The sequence below is a fragment of the Microbacterium esteraromaticum genome (genome assembly GCF_017303215.1).
Classification (GTDB): domain Bacteria; phylum Actinomycetota; class Actinomycetes; order Actinomycetales; family Microbacteriaceae; genus Microbacterium; species Microbacterium esteraromaticum_C.
In genome coordinates this window covers 1,677,185-1,696,612 of the sequence record NZ_JAEMWU010000001.1, presented here as the reverse complement: position 1 = coordinate 1,696,612, position 19,428 = coordinate 1,677,185, and the positions used below count along the sequence as shown (strand labels likewise).

Sequence of the window (19,428 nt, the reverse complement as noted above, 5' to 3'; positions counted from 1 at the left end):
TTCCTACCCATCCTTCGCGGGGAGTCTATAGCCGCGAAGGCGGCTGCCTGTTCTTCGCGAGCATTGGGGTAAGCACCCCGCTCTGCGAGTGAAGAACAGGCAGCCGCCGAAGCAGCAACCAGGACTCAGCCGCGCGGCTTCTCAACCATCTCGGTGGTCTCGATCTCGTCGCCCACCTGGATGTCGTTGTACTTGCCCAGGCCGATACCGGCTTCGAAGTCGGTACGGACCTCGGTGACGTCATCCTTGAAGCGACGCAGCGACTCGATGGCCAGGCCATCGGCGATGACGACACCGTCGCGGATGACGCGCGCCTTGGCGTTGCGCGTGATCGTGCCGGAACGGACGATGACACCGGCGATGTTGCCGAACTTCGAGGAACGGAACACCTCGCGGATCTCGGCGACGCCCGACTGGACCTCTTCGAACTCGGGCTTGAGCATGCCCTTGAGGGAGTTCTCGATCTCGTCGATCGCCGAGTAGATGACCGAGTAGAACCGCACGTCGACGCCCTCGCGGGACGCAGCCTCGCGGGCCTTGGTGTCGGGACGGACGTTGAAGCCCACGATGATCGCGTTGTCAATCGTCGCCAGGTTCACATCCGACTCGGTGATCGCACCCACACCGCGGTGGATGATGCGCAGCTGCACCGAGTCGTCGACCTCGATCTTGAGCAGCGACTCCTCCAGTGCCTCGACGGCACCCGAGACGTCACCCTTGATGATGAGGTTGAGCGTCTCGACCTTGCCCTCTTCGAGCGCACGGGTGAAGTCCTCGAGCGAGATGCGCTTGCGTGCCTTGGCGAGCTGAGCGTTGCGCTCCACGGCCTCACGCTTCTCGGCGATCTGACGGGCCATGCGGTCCTCTTCAGTGACGATGAAGACGTCACCGGCGCGGGGCACCGAGTTCAGACCCTGCACCTGCACGGGGCGCGACGGCGCAGCAGCCGAGACAGACTCGCCGTTCTCGTCGAGCATCGCACGCACACGGCCGTAGGCGGTGCCGGCGACGATCGCGTCACCGACGCGCAGCGTTCCGGACTGGATGAGCACCGTAGCGACCGAACCGCGGCCCTTGTCGAGCTTGGCTTCGATCGCGACACCACGGGCAGCCTTGTTCGGGTTGGCCGTGAGGTCGAGACCGGCGTCCGCGGTGAGCAGCACGGCGTCGATGAGCTCCTGGATTCCGGTGCCGCCGCGAGCCGAGACGTCGACGAACATGACGTCTCCGCCATACTCCTCGGCGACGAGACCGTACTCGGTGAGCTGCTGACGCACCTTGGCCGGGTTGGCCTCGGGCTTGTCGACCTTGTTGACCGCGACCACGATCGGCACGTCGGCCGCCTGTGCGTGGTTCAGCGCCTCGACCGTCTGCGGCATGATGCCGTCGTCGGCCGCGACGACGAGGATCGCGATGTCGGTGACCTGCGCACCACGGGCACGCATGGCGGTGAACGCCTCGTGACCGGGGGTGTCGATGAAGGTCACCGCGCGCTCGACGCCGTCGTGCTCGGTCCAGATCTGGTACGCACCGATGTGCTGGGTGATACCGCCGGCTTCGCCCTCGATGACGTTCGTCTGACGGATCGCGTCGAGCAGTCGGGTCTTACCGTGGTCGACGTGACCCATGACGGTGACCACCGGCGGGCGGATCTCGAGGTCTTCGTCGTCTTCTTCAGCGAGCTCCTGCTCGAGGTTGAGACCGAAGCCCTCGAGGAGCTCCTTGTCCTCATCCTCGGGCGAGACCATCTGAATCTTGTAGCCGAGCTCGGCACCGAGGACCTCGAAGGTGGCCTCGTCCAGCGACTCGGTGGCCGTGGCCATCTCGCCGAGGTTGAAAAGGATGGTGACGAGCGTTCCGGGCTGAACCGTGTAACCGTTCAGCGCTTCGAGCTTGTCGGCGAAGTCTGCGATCGAGGCGCCACGGCGCAGACGGATCGTCTCGCCGTTGCCCTTCTGGACGTTGACGCCGCCGACGATCGGCGCCGACCGCATCTCGAACTCTTGACGCTTCGCCCGCCGCGACTTGCGCTGCTTGCTCTTGCCGCCGCCCTTACCGAACGCACCCGCGGTACCACCGCCGGGTCCGCGACCACGGCCACCGCCGCCACCGGGACGACCTGCGAAGCCGCCACCGGGACGTGCACCGGGACCGGCACCGGGGGCACCGGCACCGCCGGGACGACCGGGACCACCCGTGCGCTGCTGGAACGGTGCGCCGGGACGACCGCCCTGGCCACCGCGAGCGCCACCACCGGGACGACCCGGACGGGGTGCGCCGACGCGCGGCGAACCGGGACGCGGCGCCTGCGGGCGTGGGATGTTGCCGGGCGTGGGACGCTGGCCCATGCCCTGCTGCGAAGCGAAGGGGTTGTTGCCCGGGCGGGGGCCGGCGGGGCGCTGTCCCATGCCCTGCTGGTTCGAGAACGGGCTGTTGCCGGGGCGCGGCGCGCCGGGCTTGGGGGCGTTGCCTCCGGGCTTGGGGGCATTGCCACCGGGCTTCGGAGCGTTGCCACCGGGCTTGGGGGCATTGCCACCGGGCTTGGGAGCCTCTGCACCGGGCTTCGGCGTGCTCGCCGCGGGCGCAGTGGTCTCGGGCTTCGCCGCGGGCGCGGGTGCCTCGGGGGTCTTGGCGGGCCCCGGCTTGGGACCGGGTGTCGGTGCCTTCGGCGCTGCGGGGCCGGGCTTGGGTGCGGCCTTCGCGGCCGGCTTGGCCTCGGCCTTGTCGCCGCCCTTTGCGGTGGGGTCGGCCTCGATCGCAGCGCGCAGCTTGCGCGCCACCGGGGGCTCGACCGTCGAGGACGGACTCTTCACGAACTCGCCGAGCTCCTTGAGCTTGGCGAGCGCGAACTTGCTGTCGACACCGAGTTCGGCAGCGATCTCATGCACACGTGGTTTGGCAGCCACAATTCTCCTGTCTGGGTCGGTCCACCCAGGCAGGGCAGACCACTAGTCGCGGACGGGTCTCATTTCGAGCCGTTCACTTTGTTTCCATAGCCGTTCAGCCTTTGTTTCTCGGACTGTGTCGTTCGACGTTCCTCACGTCCGACGCCTGCGGGAATCCGTAGGTGGCCGGTACGCGAAGTGCACGTGCGAAGGCCCGCCGCCGCAGAGCGGCTTGCAGGCATTCGACTGTCGGATGCAACCACGCCCCTCGCCCCGGCAGAACCGCTCGCTCGTCGAAGACGAGTTCACCGTTCTGCGCTGCCACCCTGATGAGGGCGGATCGAGAGGCACGAGCGCGACAACCGACACACGTTCGTACGGGTTCCATCTTACACCTCGCCCCTGAACAGCCGAATCAGCGCGCCGGGTGTCGCGTGCTCAGGAATCACCCATCACGCTGTCGGGCTGAATGTCGATCTTCGCCCCGGTCAGCTTGGCAGCGAGGCGGGCGTTCTGCCCCTCCTTGCCGATCGCCAGCGACAGCTGGTAATCGGGAACCAGTGCACGCACGGCCTTGGTGCTGGCATCCAGCACGAACGCCGAGGTGACCTTGGCGGGCGAGAGCGCGTGGGCCACGAACGTGGCAAGGTCGGGGTGGTGGTCGACGATGTCGATTTTCTCACCGGCCAGTTCCTCGGTCACCGCGCGCACGCGTCGACCCATCTCACCGATGCACGAGCCCTTGGCGTTGACCGACGGGTCGTTCGCCTTGACCGCGATCTTCGTGCGATGGCCGGCCTCACGGGCCAGCGAGACGATCTCGACGAGGCCGCCGGCGATCTCGGGAACTTCGAGTGCGAACAGCTTGCGCACGAGCCCCGGGTGCGTGCGCGAGACGGTGATCTGGGGGCCTTTCATGCCCTTCGCCACACTCGTGACGTACACACGCATGCGCTTGCCGTGCGTGTACTCCTCGCCGGGCACCTGCTCCTCGGGCGGCAGGATGGCCTCGACAGCGCCGAGGTCGACGTGGATCATGCGCGGGTTGGGGCCCTGCTGGATGACACCGGCGACGATGTCGCCCTCCTTGCCGCGGAACTCGCCCAGCACCGCGTCGTCGGCGATGTCACGCAGGCGCTGGCCGATAACCTGCTTGGCGGCGTACGCGGCGATGCGGCCGAAGTCTTCGGGGGTGGTCTCTTCCTCACCGATGATCGCGCCCTCTTCGTCGCGCACCGGCTGCAGCACCGACACACCACCGCTGACGCGGTCGAGCTCGACGCGGACGCCCTCGGGTACGGCGCCATCCTCAGAGACGTGCTTGCCGTAGGCGGTCAGGATCGCCTGTTCGATGATCGAAACGAGTTCATCGAAGGGGATCGCCTTCTCCTTCTCGATTCCGCGCAGCAGTGCGAGTTCGATCTTCATCAGCGGCCTCCCTATTCAGCTCTCCCCGCGTGAGAACGCTCCGCGGGCATCAGAATAGAATAGCGGAAACCCAGGCGGATGCGGATGCTGGACGCAATGTCGCGGTTGCCCGCATACTGACCACATGCAGCAAGTGGATACCGTCATCATTGGCGCCGGCATGGCCGGGGTCACCTGCGCACGGCTGCTGACCGACGCCGGACAGCGTGTCGTCGTGCTCGAGGCGCGCGACCGCGTGGGTGGGCGGATGCTCACCGAACGGTCGCCGGGCTTCCCGGTCGACCTCGGTGCGTCATGGATCCACGGCATCGACGACTCACCGTTGTGGGAACTGGTGCAGACGTTGCGCATCCCCACGCTGGAGTACACGGTCGGGAGTTTTCAGGCCGGCGGACGCCCGATGATGCACTTCGACGGCGAGGGACGGCCGATATCGGCCGCGGCAAGCGCCCGCTGGATCGACGACGTTGCGTCCGTCGATCACGCACTGCACGCCGAGATCGCGCGCTCCTCCCCCGGCGATACCTACCTGGATGTCACCGAACGCGCCCTCGACGCATCCGGTCTCGACGCGGAGCGCATCGACGAGGTCCGCGAGTTCTTCCGTCATCGCGTTGAGGAGCAGTGCGGTGCGTGGATCGGGGACCTTGACGCGCACGGGCTCGACGAGGATGCCATCGACGGCGATGAGGTGATCTTCCCTCGCGGCTACGACGAGATCCCCGCACGCCTCGCCGCCGGACTCGACGTCCGGTTCGCGCACGAGGTCTCGCGGGTGGATCGTGACGCCGACGGTGTGACGGTCACGACCGCGCACGGCGTCTTCACCGGGGCATCCGCTGTTGTCACGGTGCCGCTCGGCGTACTCAAAGCCGGGGACATCGCGTTCACTCCCCCGTTGCCGACCGACGTCTCCGGCCCAATCGAACGACTGGGCATGGGGGTGTTCAACAAGATCTTCCTGCAGTTCCCCGAGCGGTTCTGGCCCGATGACAGCTATCTGATCCGTGCCCTCGGCGAAGCCGGTGAACGCTGGCACTCGTGGTACGACGTCTCGGCGATCAGTGGGCTCCCCACACTGCTGACCTTCGCGGCCGGCCCCCTGGGACGGCACATGCAGACGTTGACCGACGACGAGGTCGTCGCCGATGTTCTGCTCGCACTGCGCGCCCTCTACGGTGATGCCGTGCGGCAGCCGATCGCCCACTGGGTGACGCGGTGGGGGCTCGATCCCCACGCACGCGGTTCGTACTCGCACCTCGCGTTGGGCTCCAGTCACGACGACCACGACGCCCTCGCGGGCCCCGTCGATGGCATCCTGCACTTCGCCGGCGAGGCCACGTGGGGCGCGGAGCCCGCCACCGTGGGTGCCGCCTACTATTCCGGGCACCGCGCCGCGGAGCGCGTGCTCGGACGCCCCGTCGACCTCACGGCGGCAGCAGCCGCTGTCATCGCACGCGAGCGCGCCCGCTGACGAAGCGGATGCCGGCGGCTCAGCCCGCCGACGGCAGATCGTTGATCGCGCGGATCAGCCGGAACAGCGAGCCCACCCGACGCTGCTCGAGGTGCAGGGCCAGACGCGGGAGCTCGATGACGTCATCATCGGCGCGCTCCACGTCCAGCGCCTCGATGCGTTCTATCCGACCGTGCTCGCAGAGGTCCCCGAAACGGTCGTTGAGGTCGGCGACCTCGGCATCGGTCGGCGGGTGCACGAGCCGCAGCACAAGCCGGTCGCCGACCCACCGCAGCGAGTCGTAGTTGTGCCAGAACCCGGTGATGTTCGCGACGGCGTCGCTGACCGAGTCGGTGATCAGCACCCGGTCCATGTCGCCGGGTGAGATCACGCCGGCCGGCACGAGATGGTCATCGACGTAGGTCTTCAGCCCCTGCCAGAACGACCCGCCCGGCGAGTCGAGCAGAACAATCGGCGTGGGCTCGGCCTTGCCCGTCTGCTGCAGGGTGAGCAGTTCGAACATCTCGTCCATCGTGCCGAACCCCCCGGGCAGGCAGATGAACCCCCGTGACTCCTTGACGAGCATCAGCTTGCGCGTGAAGAAGTACTTCATCGCGACGACCTGCGCGTCCTCCGAAACGATCGCGTTCGCGCGTTCCTCGAACGGCAGACGGATCGATACACCGAGCGACATCTTCGACCCTGCGCCTTCGGCTGCGGCCTGCATGATGCCGGGCCCGGCGCCGGTGACGACCATCCATCCCTCGGCCGACAGCGCCGCGGCGACGTCCCGAGCGTGCAGGTACAACGGATCGTCGTGCTGAGTGCGGGCCGATCCGAACACCGTGACCTTGGGCACCGTCTCGAACGGACGGAACAGCCGGAAGGCCTGGTGCATCTCGCGCAGCGCCGCCGACGCGATCTTCAGGTCCAGCCGATCCATGTCCTCGATGCCCAGCAGAAGCGAAGTCTGCAGCATCCGCGTGATGAGGCCGCGCTCGGCGACGATTCCCGCGTCGTCGAGGAGGGCGGAGATCCGGTCGCGAAGGTCGGGGTCGAGCGATGCGTCGGTCATGCTGACAGCCTGTCATGTCTGCGACCATGGGATGCGCGCGCCGCGCGCACACCCGAGGAGGCACGATGGTTCCGAAGCCGCGCACGCAACGCCCGCCGCGCACGCACAGCAGCGAGCTGAAGGGCACCGCGTACGAGATCTTCATCGGCATCCTGTCGGTGATGTCGATCGTGAACCTGGTACTCGTGCTCGTGTTCACCGGCTACGAAGCCCTTCAGCTGGTCCTCGCGCTGATGAACGGTCTGTTCAACATCATCTTCCTGATCGACTTCATCTATCGATTCACCACGTCAGAGGCCCGGGGTCGCTACTTCTTCCGACGGTTCGGATGGGCTGATCTGCTCGCGAGCGTTCCCCTGCCGCAGTTCAACATCCTGCGGGTGTTCCGCTTGCATCGCGTCTACCAGCTGTTGCGTGCACTCGGCTGGCGCGAGATCGTGCGCACCCTCATCCACGACCGCGCGAACAGCACGCTGATGAGCTTGCTGATGATGGGCATCCTGGTGCTGCAGTTGGGCAGCCTGGCAATCCTCGCCGTCGAAGACGGCGCGGAGGGCGCCAACATCGACACGGCTTCCGACGCCATCTGGTACACGCTCGTGACCATCTCGACGGTCGGATACGGCGATCAGTACCCGGTGACCAACGCCGGCCGCCTGATCGGCGTGGTCATCATCATCGTGGGCGTCGGCATCTTCGGAACGTTCACCGGCTACCTCGCCAATCTCTTCCTCGGCCCGTCGAAGAAGAACTCCGAAGCACCGGATGAGACGGCACCTGATACGTCGGCGGATGCCGCGGGCACAGCCAGCGCGAAGGACTCCTCCGATATCGGCAAGAGCGCCGCTGCCGGCGTCGCCGCGGGTGCGGCGTCGGGCGCGGTGAGGAAGGGTGCCGCGCATGCAGCATCCGGCGGCGCGGCTGCAGACGACGGGGGCAGTTCTTCGGACAGCGAGGACGATCGGGAGCGTCTGGAACGCCTGCTCGCGCAGTCCGAGCGCCTGAGCGCCGAGCTGCGCCAACTGCTCGAGGAACGACGCTGAGATCGCGTTGAGCCGCCCCGGGGACCGGGGCGGCTCAATGCGTTGCGAGGGTTCGCAGGTGGGCTTGATTCAGCGGGTCAGGCGCGCGATGGCATCCGCCGCGGACATCGCCTCGCGGTCGCCACTCGCGCGGTCCCAGAGCTCAACCTGGCCGTCGGCGGCGCCTCGCCCGACGATGACGATCTTCGGCACGCCGACGAGTTCGGCGTCACCGAACTTCACGCCCGGCGACACCTTCACGCGGTCGTCGTACAGCACATCGAGGCGGGCTCCCTCCAACTGGTTCGCGATGTCCTCGGCCACGTCGAAGGCGACCTGGTCGCGCCCCGCGGCCACGACCTGCACGTCGAACGGCGCCACCGACGCCGGCCAGATCAGACCGCGGTCGTCGTTGTTGAGCTCGGCGATGATCGCGAGGATGCGCGTGACGCCGATGCCGTACGAGCCCATCGTGACGGTGACGAGCTTGCCGTTCTGATCGAGCACCTTGAGACCCAGCGCCTCGGCGTACTTGCGCCCGAGCTGGAACACGTGTCCGATCTCCATGCCGCGTGCGATGGTGACGGGGCCCGAGCCGTCGGGGGCCGGGTCGCCGTCGCGCACGTTCGCGACCTCGGCGGTGCCGTCGGCGACGAAGTCGCGCCCGGCGACCACCGAGTGCGCGTGCTTCTGATCGATGTTGGCGCCGGTGATCCACCGGGTTCCGTCGGCGACGCGCGGGTCGACGACGTAGCGGATGCCGGTGGCCGACTCCTCACCGAGCACCGCGCCGGTCGGCGACCAGGGACCGATGTACCCGCGCACCAGCAGCGGGTGGCGCTCGAAGTCGGCATCCGTGGCCGGCTCGACCTCGGCCGGCGCGAAGGCCACCTCGGCGCGCTTCATGTCGACGTCGCGGTCACCGGGCATGCCGACGACGACCACCTCGCGGGTGCCGTCGAGATGGGTCAGCGCGAGAACGACGTTCTTCAACGTGTCAGCGGCGGTGTACTCGCCGTCCAGGACGGCGTTCGAGTGCGCCACGAGCGTGTCGATCGTGGGCGTGTTCGGCGAGTCGAACACCGTGGCCGCGGGCGCGTCATCCCACGAGACGGCCGCGGGGGCCGTGGTCGTGTAGGCCTCGACGTTGGCGGCGTAGCCGCCCTCGCTGCGCACGAAGGTGTCTTCACCGACGGGCGTCGGGTGCAGGAACTCCTCGCTCCGCGAACCGCCCATGGCGCCGGCATCCGCCTGCACGATGACGTACTCGAGTCCGAGGCGCTGGAAGATCCGCTCGTAGGCGTCGCGCTGGGCCGCGTAGCTCGTGTCGAGCCCCTCGTCCGACGCGTCGAACGAGTAGGCGTCCTTCATCGTGAACTCGCGGCCGCGCAGCAGGCCGGCGCGGGGGCGCGCCTCGTCGCGGTACTTGTCCTGGATCTGGTAGATCGTCAGGGGCAGGTCCTTGTAGGACGAGTAGAGGTCCTTGACCAGCAGCGTGAACGCCTCTTCGTGCGTGGGCGCGAGCAAGTAGTCGCCGCCCTTGCGGTCCTGCAGACGGAACAGCAGATCGCCGTACTCGCCCCACCGGCCGCTCTGCTCGTAGGGCTCGCGCGGCATGAGCGCCGGGAAGTGCACCTCCTGGGCACCCGCGGCCGACATCTCCTCGCGCACGATGCGCTCGATCCGCTCCTTCACCCGGAGGCCCAGTGGCAGCCAGGCGAAGATGCCGGCAGCCTGCGGCCGGATGTACCCGGCGCGGATCAGCAGCTTGTGACTGATGACCTCGGCGCCGGCGGGGTCTTCACGGAGCGTACGGAGGAAGAAGTTCGAAAGACGAGTGACCACGGGTCGATCCTAGTTGAGCGCCCGCCGCGGTGAGCGCCCGCGTTTCGCGCGCAACACCACCGCACTGACGGCGACATGTACGCGGATGCGTAGGGTGGGTGGCATGCCGCAGCGCCGATCCCACGTCGCCCCATCCGCCGCGCAGAGCGAGTTGGCCGCCGCCCTGGCCGAACTCCGCACCGACATCGACGCGCCGACGGAGTTCTCACCGGAAGTGCTGGCCGAAGCCGAGACGGCGAGCGCGCCGGCACCCGACCTCGACCTGCGCGACGTGCCCTTCGTCACCCTCGACCCGGTGGGATCCCGCGACCTCGATCAGGCCTTCCACCTGGAAGCGCGTGGCAGCGGATACCAGGTGCGGTACGCGATCGCCGACGTGCCGGCGTTCGTCGAGCCGGGTGGCGCGATGGATGCCGAGGCACGCCGCCGCGGACAGACCCTGTATCTCGCCGACGGCGCCATCCCCTTGCATCCGCGGGTGCTGTCCGAGGACCGCGCCTCACTGCTCGCCGGGCAGGAACGCCCCGCTCTGGTGTGGACGTTCGCGCTGGACGACGCGGGAATCGTGTCATCGCATCGGGTGGAACGCGCGCTGATCCGTTCGCGGGAGCAGTTGGACTACACATCGGCGCAACGGATGCTGGATGCCGGCGACCCCGGCCCGCTCGCGCTGCTCCCTCAGATCGGCGCCGCGCGACTCGCTCAAGAACAGGACCGCGGCGGGGCGAGCCTGAACCTGCCCGACGACGAAGTCGTGCAACGCCCGGATGGGCGCTACGACATCGAACGGCGCGAGCCGCTGCCCGTCGAGGAGTGGAACGCGCAGCTGTCACTCATGACGGGCATGGCGGCGGCCGAGCGGATGCTCGATGCGAAAGTGGGTGTGCTGCGCACCATGCCCGCGCCCGATGAGCAGGCGTTCGAGCGATTCCGCTTGCAGACCGAAGCCCTGGCGCGTCCGTGGCGACAGGGACGCTACGGCGACTACCTGCGGGAGCTCGACCGCTCGGATCCGCTGACCCTCCCTGTGCTGGAGGCCGCGGCGTCGTTGTTCCGTGGTGCGGGCTACGTCGTCTTCGACGGGCAGGTGCCGACCGATATCGAGCAGGCCGCGATCGCTGCGCCCTACGCGCACGCGACCGCTCCCCTGCGCCGATTGGTCGATCGGTGGGCGCTCGCGATCTGTTTGGCCGTCTCGAACGGGGCTCCCGCACCGAGCTGGGCCCGGGACTCGCTGTCGGAGCTCCCTGGCCTCATGCAGCAGTCCGGGCAACGCGCTTCGCGGCTGAACGCCGACACGGTGAACCGCGTCGAAGCGGCTCTGTTGCATCCGTTGATCGGGCAGCCCGTGGAGGCGACCGTGATCGAACTGCGCGGCGAGAACCGCGCCGCCGTTCAGATCGCCGACCCGGCCGTGACCGCGACCGCACCCGTTCCGCCCGGCACGCGGCCCGGCGAGACGGTGCGCCTGCGGCTCACCGGTACCGACATCGCCGCCGGCACCGTCGAGTTCGCCGCGTGAACACGCTGCTGCGCGACCGGTTGTCGGCCCCGCAGGCCGCTTGGGTACAACAGCGGATGCCGGACGCCGTGATCGTGCGAGACATGTCGTGGCACCTGGTCGCGTCGATTGTGCTGCATGTTCGCGGCTCGCTGGGCGGCGAGACGATTGATGCGGTCGTGAAAGCGGGCGATGTGACGAATCATCACATCGCCCGGGAGATCGCCGCGCACACACGATGGACGCACGACCTCGTGTCCACACAGCACAGCGCACGCCTGATCGATGCCGACTCCGACGAACGCGTGATGCTGTTCGAACTCCTGCCCGGTGCACTCGTGGAGGCGACCAATGCGGAGTGGGAAACCGGCACATATACGCAGGCCGGGGCGCTGTTGCTGCGTCTGCATAGTCAAGACCGCCGCATGGATGCAGAGCACGAGGCACGCGCGAACGCCCGGGCGATCCAGTGGCTCGACGGAGAGCACCGGGTGACTCCGGCCATCGCCACGCGGGCGCGCGGCATCCTCGCCGATGATCCGGCGCCGCCGGTCGAGGTCGTGCCGACCCACGGCGATTGGCAGCCACGCAACTGGCTGATCCACGACGGTGTCGTTCGGGTGATCGACTTCGGACGCTTCGCGTTCCGTCCGCCATCGACGGACCTCCTGCGTCTTGCCGCGCAGCAGTGGCGCGGGCGCCCTGATCTGGAGTCCGCGTTCTTCGAAGCGTACGGGCCAGATCCGCGAGAGCCGGATCGCTCACGCATCAGTGCGCTGCGCGAAGCCGTTGGCACCGCGTGCTGGGCACATCACGTAGGCGAGGAGCGATTCGAGGCGCAGGGGCATCGGATGCTGGCAGAGGCCCTACGGGCGTTCTGAACTCAACCGGAACCGGCGCATCAGCGCACGTAACTCCGGAGATCTGGCGGGAAGCGGCGGGAGAAGGGGCCTAACCGCCCGCGTACTGCGAGTTTTTCCGGATTTGTGAACGTCTTGCCTTTGTATCAACTGATCGGTACATTGTGGGCCACGACAGCCCGACAGGAGAGACGACGCGATGGTCATGATGTGGGTGTTGCTCTGGGGGCCGCTCGTCTTGGCCGCGATGGTCGGCCTCGCGCTCCATCTGAGCGCCCGGCGGCTCATTCCCCGCCAGCTGGGCGTGGTCGGCGTCTTCTGTGCGATCGCCGGGGGTGTGCCCATTCTCGTGATCGGTTCCCTGCGCGTAGCGCACCTCATGCCGTGGGGTCCGTTCGGATTCGATCTCGGAATGCGCGCGGCGCTGCCTATCACCCTCGGCATCGGAGCAATTGTCCTTCTGCTGATCCGGCCCAGTACGCCTCGCCCAGCCGCGACCGCCAGCCTCGCGCCGCGCACGATGCGCACGTTCACCTCGCTGGCTTGGATCATCACCCTCGCGGGTTTGGTGCTGGCGATCGTCGCTCTCACGTGGGCAGCAGGCGCCGCTTCGGTCTCTGACCACGAGGGCTATCGAACGATGTACGAGGTCACCGTGGGCACCGCGGGATCGGTCGGCACGACAATCTACGGCTGGTACTACTCGTTACCCTCGCCATTACTGCTCGCGGCACTGGTCGCACTCACGATCTTCGCGTGGTGGTGGATCCCTCGTCGAGCCTGGGACGGTGACGTCGATCGGGACACCGCGTTCCGACGTCTGCAGGCATCCAACATCGGGCGCGCAGCGTGCGGCGCGCTGCTCGTACATCTCGGCGTCGTCTTGTCATCACTCGCTGCGACGTCAGAGCTGGGAGGAGTGTTCTCGTCCGATGATCTCGGCACGGTCCGTGTCGGTGCATCATTCGCGGCGATCGGTGCGTTGCTGTGGTGGTCCGGTGAGATCGTGCGCGTCGCGGAACTCGCGATGTGGGTGGTCATAGCGCTCACCGGCACGCCCACGGCCGAACGGCGTGCCAGCACCCACCATCGGACGCTCAGGCCATGAGAATCACCATCTCGCCCTCAGGCGGCACTCCGGCCGAACAGGTATACGACCAGCTGAGGGGGCTGATCACCACCGGCGGACTTGCCGCCGACGATCGGTTGCCCTCTGTGCGCCGTTTGGCAGCCGATCTCGGCGTGGCCCCCGGGACCATCGCAAAGGCGTACAGGCGACTCGAAGAAGACGAGTTCGTCGTCTCGCGTACGGGGGCGGGCACTCGCGTCAGCCCGCAGGCATCGGCTGTCTCCCGGAGCGTCGCCCGGGCTGCGCGTTCCTTGATCGTCGCGGCGAAACACGACGGGCTCACATACGAGGACACCCAGCGCGCACTACGCGCGATGTGGATGTCGGATCGCTGATCGGGCCGTCTGCATCCCGTCGCCCGCTGCAGTTCCTCGGAGATCTGCGCAGGATCGGACGGGTTCTGTCCGGGTCTCCGAGACTGAGCAGATCTCCGAAGGTGCGCAACCGGTTTGCGGCGGATGCGCTCAGTTCCCGCCGAGGAACTCGGGCAACGCCGCGCAGAACTCGTCGAAGTGGCTGTACCAGACGGAGTGTGCCGCGTCAGCGATGTCGCGCACGAGGACGCCGCGCGACGCGGCCTGCGCCGCGTCCTTGTCGGAGACGAAGCCGCTCGGCCTCGCGCGTACGAGTATCGATCCTGGTTCGAGCTCATGCGCGACGTCGCCGCCTGCAGAGATCGACGCCGCCGTCATCGGATCGAAACGTTCGGCCGCGCGCGACTCGACGACCGCATCCGTCGCGCTGTAGAACGGGCGGGTACGACGCAACCAGGCCGGGTCCGTCCGTCTGCGACGATCGACCTCGTACTCGGCGGCCAGCGCGCGCTGATCAGCACCACCGGTGAAGGCACAGGCCGTGTCAACATACGCGGCGACTGTCACCGGCATCCGCTCGGCGACGGCGGCGAGAACGGTACCGCCGTACGAGTGGCCAATCCCCCGAACCGACGCGCCCGGCGCACACGAGACAAGCGTCTCGACGACGACGTCGGCGACGGATGCCACCGTGCAGCGCTCATCACGGGGCGACAGCCCGTGGCCCGGCAGATCGACCGCGATGACCCGGTTCCCGTTCGCGGCCAACGGCGACATGACCCGCCACCAGCTCTCGGCCGACCCCATCATGCCGTGCAGGAGCAGGACGACCCGATCGCCGGCACCGGCCTCGATGGTGTTCAAGAGCATTCCGACAGTCAAGCAGACCCGGTCAGGACGCTCCTGATGCCGGCGCGTCAGCGCACGTAACTCCGGAGATCTGGCGGGAAGCGGCGGGAAAAGGGACCTAACCGCCCGCGTACTGCGAGTTTTTCCGGATTTGTGAACGTCTTGTCCACCGCTACTGGGGCGCACTGCAGTTCCTCGGAGATCTGCGCAGGATCGGACGAGTTCTGTCCGGGTCTCCGAGATTGTGCAGATCTCCGACGCTGTGCACCTCCGAAGGTGCGCGATCAGTCGCGCGGCGGTGTGACGCGCGTGGTCATCACCAGCAGCTGCGGGTCCGACAGGTCGAGGGTCACGCTGACCGCGCCGAGCTCCGACAGCGCGTGAACGTGCGTACCACCGCAGGGGAAGCCGACCTCGCCCTCGGGCAGCGCGCATCGCCATGCCCGACGATCGATGATCGTCTCACCTTCGGTGTCGATCCGGCTCTCGGCATCGGATGCCACCCACGTCGCCAGCTGCTCATTGATGCGCGCCTCGCGTTCGGCCAGTGTCGCCGCGAAGCCCTCCGAGTCGAACCCCGCCTTGCGCAGGCTCTTGCCCAGCCGGTACTCGTCGACGCTGCCGTCCTCGACGATGCGACTGGACTGGTTCGCCCGCCCCTCGAAGTCGGGATTGCCCAGCGGGTCGGTGCCGATCTCCTTGCGCCACAGGTCTGCCAGTGCGGCGTCCAGTGCGAGCGAGGCGAGGTGGCACGCCGAGTGGCCACGGCTCAGAGCGGCCCGGCGGTCAGCATCCGCCTCCAGCACGGCGGCAGCGCCGACGCCGACCTCCGCGGGGATCTCGCCGTCGATGCGGTGCCCCACCAGCCACGTCCAGCCCTCGCCACCGCGCTTGACGGGGATGTCCGAACCCACGGCCAACGCTCCGTCATCGCTGACGGCAGCCATGACCGCTTCGCCGACGGCGAGCGTGACGTCGCCGGCGCGGATGGTCCCGCTGTCGCCGGGCTGGTCGGGCCAGGTGTGATCGACCGGGTGGAACGGAGTGGCATCGACGACGACGATCGAGGCCTCCCGATCGATCAGGAGCACCTCGCCCTCGCCCGTCGTGGAACCGTCAGAGAACGATACGCGCGTGGGCTGCATACGCCCACGCTACGCGAACCGGGCTCAGCCGGTGATCACCTGAGCGGTACCGATCGGCGCGTCGACGCCCATCTCGGCGGCGATGCGGTTCGCCTCCTCGATTAGCGTCTGCACGATGTCTTCCTCGGGGACCGTCTTGATGACCTCGCCCTTGACGAAGATCTGTCCCTTGCCGTTGCCGGAGGCGACACCGAGGTCGGCCTCGCGGGCCTCGCCCGGGCCGTTGACGACACAGCCCATGACGGCGACGCGCAGCGGCACGGTCATGTCCTTGAGTCCCTCGGTCACACTGTCGGCGAGCGAGTACACGTCGACCTGAGCGCGGCCGCACGACGGGCACGACACGATCTCGAGCGTGCGCTCGCGCAGGTTCAGCGACTGCAGGATCTGGTGACCGACCTTGACCTCTTCGGCCGGCGGAGCCGACAGCGACACGCGGATGGTGTCGCCGATGCCCTCGCTGAGCAGGATGCCGAATGCCGTGGCGCTCTTGATCGTGCCCTGGAAGGCGGGGCCTGCCTCGGTGACACCCAAGTGCAGCGGCCAGTCACCACGCTCAGCGAGCTGACGGTAGGCCTTGACCATGACGATCGGGTCGTTGTGCTTGACCGAGATCTTGAAGTCGTGGAAGTCGTGCTCCTCGAACAGCGAGGCCTCCCAGACAGCGCTCTCGACGAGTGCCTCGGCGGTCGCCTTGCCGTACTTCTGCAGCAGACGGGGGTCGAGCGAGCCCGCGTTCACGCCGATGCGCAGTGAGACACCCGCGGCCTTCGCCGCAGCGGCGATCGCTCCGACCTGATCGTCGAACTTGCGGATGTTGCCCGGGTTGACGCGCACCGCGCCGCAGCCGGCGTCAATGGCCTGGAAGACGTACTTCGGCTGGAAGTGGATGTCGGCGATCACGGGGATCTGACTCTTCTTCGCGATGATGTGCAGCACATCGGCGTCGTCCTGGCTGGGGACGGCGACGCGCACGATCTCGCAGCCGGATGCCGTCAACTCGGCGATCTGCTGCAGAGTGCCGTTGATGTCGGTGGTCTTCGTCGTGGTCATCGATTGCACGCTGACCGGTGCATCGCCGCCGACGAGCACCTTGCCGACCCGGATCTGACGGGACTTGCGACGAGGGGCGAGGACTTCGGGGACGCGCGGCATCCCAAGATTCACTGCGGGCACGACTCCAGGCTACCCCGGTCGGATCGGCCCCGGCTGGAAGTCCGTAGGATGTGCGGGTGTCCACGATCCTGCTCACCGGCTTCGAGCCCTTCGGGGGTGACTCGCGCAATCCCTCGGCAGAAGCCGTGAACCGCGTTGCCGCCACGTACGACGGACCGCACGAGCTCGTCACCGCGACGCTTCCCGTCTCTTTCGCCGGCTCTGCAGCCGAACTCGGCCGGCTCATCGACGCGCACCGCCCCGACGCCGTCGTCGCGACCGGGCTCGCCGGCGGCAGCGCCCGCATCGCCGTGGAGCGCATCGGGGTGAATCTGATGGATGCCCGAATCGCCGACAACGACGGGCACCAGCCCACCGATGAGGCCTGCGAGCCCGGCGGACCGGCCGCGCGCTTCGCAACCCTTCCTGTCAAGCGCATCGTGCAGGCGCTGAGCGACGCGGGCATCCCGGCCCACGCCTCACTGACCGCGGGCTCGTTCGTCTGCAACCACGTGCTGTACACGGCTCTCGCCGCCGCAGAACGCGCCGCGGCCGGAACCGTCCCGGTCGGCTTCGTGCACGTGCCCTGGTCGACGCCGACGGCACCCGAGGGGGCGCCACATCTGTCTGAGAGCGACATCGCCCGTGGCATCCGCATCGTCCTCGATCAGGTCTTCGAAACGGAGCAGCGCGCCGTCGGCGGCACCGTCTGGTGACGTCATCGCGCCGAGCCGCCGAGCGCAGATGTGGTAATTTCGGCGCATGTCCGTGAACCGCACCTGGTGGCCCGCCTGTTAGGCGGTGTGTTCGCGAACCCAGAACCAGACCGCCTTCCGGGGCGGTCTTCGTCTTTCCGTGCCGGATGCTCGAAATCAGGAGACATCGATGACCTCTGCCGCGCCCGACCGCATCCGGGACCTCGCCGCTGATCCGCACGCTTCGTTCGTGCTGATCGCCCGTGACGGCGGCGCCGAGCTGCTCACCGGTGACGTCATCGACGTCGATGCCCTCGCCGACATCCCGCTCGACGGGCCGGAGGGTCCGCGCGAGGTGTTCGCCATGGTGCCGTACCGCCAAGTGCGCGAGCGCGGTTTCGATGCGCAGGACGACGGCACGCCGCTGCGCTGCCTGCTCGTCGACGCGCACGAGCGTCTGGACGTCGCCGAGCTGATGGCATCACTGCCGACGGATGCCATCGCACTGCGCGATGGCGGGTTCGACATCTCCGACGACGAGTACGGGCAGATCGTGGAACGCGTGATCGCCGAAGAGATCGGCCGCGGCGAGGGGGCCAACTTCGTCATCCGCCGTGACTATCGCGCAGGCTTCGATGTCGACGACCGCACCGCCGCGCTCACCTGGTTCCGCGCCCTGCTGCAGCACGAACGCGGGGCGTACTGGACCTTCACCGTCGTCACGCCGGGGCACATCGCGGTCGGCGCCAGTCCCGAGGCCCATGTCGTCGCGCAGGACGGCATCGTCACCATGAACCCGATCTCGGGGACGTTCCGTCACCCGGCCGGTGGCGCGACCCGGGCCTCACTGATCGAGTTCCTGTCCTCCACGAAGGAGACCGAAGAACTGTTCATGGTGGTCGACGAGGAGCTCAAGATGATGAGCCAGGTGTGTTCGGACGGCGGACGCATCACCGGCCCACATCTGAAAGAGATGTCGCGCCTCACCCACACCGAGTACATGCTGCGCGGCCGCAGCCGCCTCGACCCGCGCGACATCCTGCGCGAGACGATGTTCGCCCCGACCGTCACCGGCTCACCCATGCAGAACGCCTGCGCCGTGATCGGACGCCACGAGCGGACGCCCCGCGGATACTACTCCGGCGTCGCCGCCCTGTTCTCACCCAATGCCGACGGCGGGCACGACCTGGACGCCCCGATCCTGATCCGCACCCTGTACATCGACCAGGGTCACGTGCGCGTGCCCGTGGGCGCCACGCTCGTGCGGCACTCCGACCCTCTCGGCGAGGTCGGCGAGACCCACGGCAAGGCCGCCGGCGTGCTCGGCGCGATCGGGGCGATCGACCGAGACGTCGCCGCCGAGACGCGCGACGATGACGCCCCCGGTGGCGCCTCGCTCGCCGACGATCCCGAGATCGCGGCGCTGCTGGCTTCGCGCAACACGCGCCTCGCCGATTTCTGGATCCAGCCGCAGGACTCCCACGTGTCGCACCACTTCGACGGGCGGCGCGCACTCGTCGTGGATGCCGAGGACCGGTTCACCACGATGCTGGCGCACCAGTTGCGCCACCTCGGCCTCGACGTCGAGATCGCCGCGTGGGATGCCGTGACCGATGACGCCGTGGATGCTGCGGATCTCGTCGTCGCCGGCCCTGGACCCGGTGACCCGCGCGACACCGCATCGCCGCGCATCGCCCGGATGCGTCAGGTCGTCGCGCGACGCCGCGCGGCCGGAGCGCCCCTGCTGGCCGTCTGCCTGAGCCATCAGATCCTCGCCGACAGCCTCGGTATCGGCCTGGCTCCGCTGGATGCCCCGCACCAGGGCGTGCAGAAGACGGTGCCGGTGTTCGAGCACGACGCGTCGATCGGCTTCTACAACACCTTCACCGCACGCGTGGCTCCGGGAACGACGCGCGTCGGCGATGCAGAGATCTCTGCCGAGACCGACACCGGCGATGTGCATGCGCTCCGCGGCGAGCGCTTCGCATCGATCCAGGGGCACCTGGAGTCGATCCTGTCTCGCGACGGCATCGCGACGCTCGAGCGCCTGGTCGCCCACACGCTGGCCTGAG

16 protein-coding genes are annotated in these 19,428 nt (G+C 68.1%); 8 read left to right on the top strand and 8 right to left on the bottom strand.

Features of this window, described 5'->3' with window-relative positions; genetic code table 11:
* Positions 1-125: 125 nt before the first annotated feature.
* The 3 genes from infB to nusA form a co-directional block, all read right to left on the bottom strand.
* Entirely contained in the window at positions 126-2,906 is a 2,781-nt protein-coding gene (infB, locus tag JF543_RS07680; RefSeq protein WP_347401121.1) for a translation initiation factor IF-2, read from the bottom strand.
* Positions 2,907-3,000: 94 nt separating this feature from the next.
* Positions 3,001-3,273: a YlxR family protein gene (locus JF543_RS07675; protein ID WP_206823592.1), complete on the bottom strand. Its 273-nt coding sequence runs from the start codon at positions 3,271-3,273 to the stop codon at positions 3,001-3,003.
* Positions 3,274-3,323: 50 nt separating this feature from the next.
* Positions 3,324-4,313: a transcription termination factor NusA gene (gene nusA / locus JF543_RS07670; protein WP_179411135.1), complete on the bottom strand. Its 990-nt coding sequence runs from the start codon at positions 4,311-4,313 to the stop codon at positions 3,324-3,326.
* Between the two features lie 124 nt (positions 4,314-4,437).
* On the opposite strand from nusA, the gene JF543_RS07665 reads away from it, so the two are divergent.
* Entirely contained in the window at positions 4,438-5,787 is a 1,350-nt protein-coding gene (locus JF543_RS07665; RefSeq protein WP_206823589.1) for a flavin monoamine oxidase family protein, read from the top strand.
* Positions 5,788-5,806: 19 nt separating this feature from the next.
* Here the strand turns inward: JF543_RS07665 and JF543_RS07660 are convergent, their stop codons facing one another.
* Positions 5,807-6,841, bottom strand: coding sequence for a TIGR00730 family Rossman fold protein (locus JF543_RS07660; protein ID WP_206823586.1), 1,035 nt, complete (start codon positions 6,839-6,841; stop codon positions 5,807-5,809).
* 65 nt (positions 6,842-6,906) lie between these two features.
* Here JF543_RS07660 and JF543_RS07655 point away from each other — a divergent pair, with 65 nt between their 5' ends.
* Positions 6,907-7,884, top strand: coding sequence for an ion transporter (locus JF543_RS07655; RefSeq protein WP_206823584.1), 978 nt, complete (start codon positions 6,907-6,909; stop codon positions 7,882-7,884).
* A 69-nt stretch (positions 7,885-7,953) separates the two neighbouring features.
* On the opposite strand, the gene JF543_RS07650 is transcribed toward JF543_RS07655, so the two are convergent.
* Positions 7,954-9,708 carry a proline--tRNA ligase gene (locus JF543_RS07650; protein WP_206823583.1) on the bottom strand — a complete coding sequence of 585 codons (1,755 nt, stop codon included), beginning with the start codon at positions 9,706-9,708 and terminating at the stop codon, positions 7,954-7,956.
* Between the two features lie 103 nt (positions 9,709-9,811).
* Between JF543_RS07650 and JF543_RS07645 the strand changes: the two genes are divergently transcribed.
* The 4 genes from JF543_RS07645 to JF543_RS07630 all read left to right on the top strand — a co-directional run bounded on the left by JF543_RS07645 (position 9,812) and on the right by JF543_RS07630 (position 13,533).
* The gene (locus tag JF543_RS07645) at positions 9,812-11,230 is read left to right on the top strand and encodes an RNB domain-containing ribonuclease (RefSeq protein ID WP_206823582.1); all 1,419 of its coding nucleotides are present in this window, start codon (positions 9,812-9,814) and stop codon (positions 11,228-11,230) included.
* Positions 11,227-12,090: an aminoglycoside phosphotransferase family protein gene (locus JF543_RS07640; RefSeq protein WP_206823580.1), complete on the top strand. Its 864-nt coding sequence runs from the start codon at positions 11,227-11,229 to the stop codon at positions 12,088-12,090. Before JF543_RS07645 ends, JF543_RS07640 begins: the two co-directional genes overlap by 4 nt.
* A 184-nt stretch (positions 12,091-12,274) precedes the next feature.
* The gene (locus JF543_RS07635) at positions 12,275-13,177 is read left to right on the top strand and encodes a hypothetical protein (RefSeq protein ID WP_206823577.1); all 903 of its coding nucleotides are present in this window, start codon (positions 12,275-12,277) and stop codon (positions 13,175-13,177) included.
* Positions 13,174-13,533, top strand: coding sequence for a GntR family transcriptional regulator (locus tag JF543_RS07630; RefSeq protein ID WP_179411142.1), 360 nt, complete (start codon positions 13,174-13,176; stop codon positions 13,531-13,533). The genes JF543_RS07635 and JF543_RS07630 overlap by 4 nt, the downstream gene beginning before the upstream one ends.
* A 129-nt stretch (positions 13,534-13,662) precedes the next feature.
* On the opposite strand, the gene JF543_RS07625 is transcribed toward JF543_RS07630, so the two are convergent.
* The 3 genes from JF543_RS07625 to ispG form a co-directional block, all read right to left on the bottom strand.
* On the bottom strand, positions 13,663-14,382 hold the full coding sequence (locus tag JF543_RS07625) for an alpha/beta fold hydrolase (RefSeq protein WP_206823575.1): 720 nt from the start codon (positions 14,380-14,382) through the stop codon (positions 13,663-13,665).
* A 263-nt stretch (positions 14,383-14,645) separates the two neighbouring features.
* Complete coding sequence (locus JF543_RS07620) at positions 14,646-15,506, bottom strand: hypothetical protein (protein ID WP_206823571.1); 861 nt, start codon at positions 15,504-15,506, stop codon at positions 14,646-14,648.
* Positions 15,507-15,530: 24 nt separating this feature from the next.
* Positions 15,531-16,682: a flavodoxin-dependent (E)-4-hydroxy-3-methylbut-2-enyl-diphosphate synthase gene (ispG, locus tag JF543_RS07615; RefSeq protein WP_179411145.1), complete on the bottom strand. Its 1,152-nt coding sequence runs from the start codon at positions 16,680-16,682 to the stop codon at positions 15,531-15,533.
* 56 nt (positions 16,683-16,738) lie between these two features.
* Between ispG and JF543_RS07610 the strand changes: the two genes are divergently transcribed.
* Together JF543_RS07610 and JF543_RS07605 are read left to right on the top strand one after the other, a co-directional pair.
* Positions 16,739-17,377, top strand: coding sequence for a pyroglutamyl-peptidase I (locus JF543_RS07610; protein ID WP_179411146.1), 639 nt, complete (start codon positions 16,739-16,741; stop codon positions 17,375-17,377).
* 169 nt (positions 17,378-17,546) lie between these two features.
* Positions 17,547-19,427 carry a chorismate-binding protein gene (locus JF543_RS07605; protein ID WP_206823569.1) on the top strand — a complete coding sequence of 627 codons (1,881 nt, stop codon included), beginning with the start codon at positions 17,547-17,549 and terminating at the stop codon, positions 19,425-19,427.
* Position 19,428 lies beyond the last annotated feature (1 nt).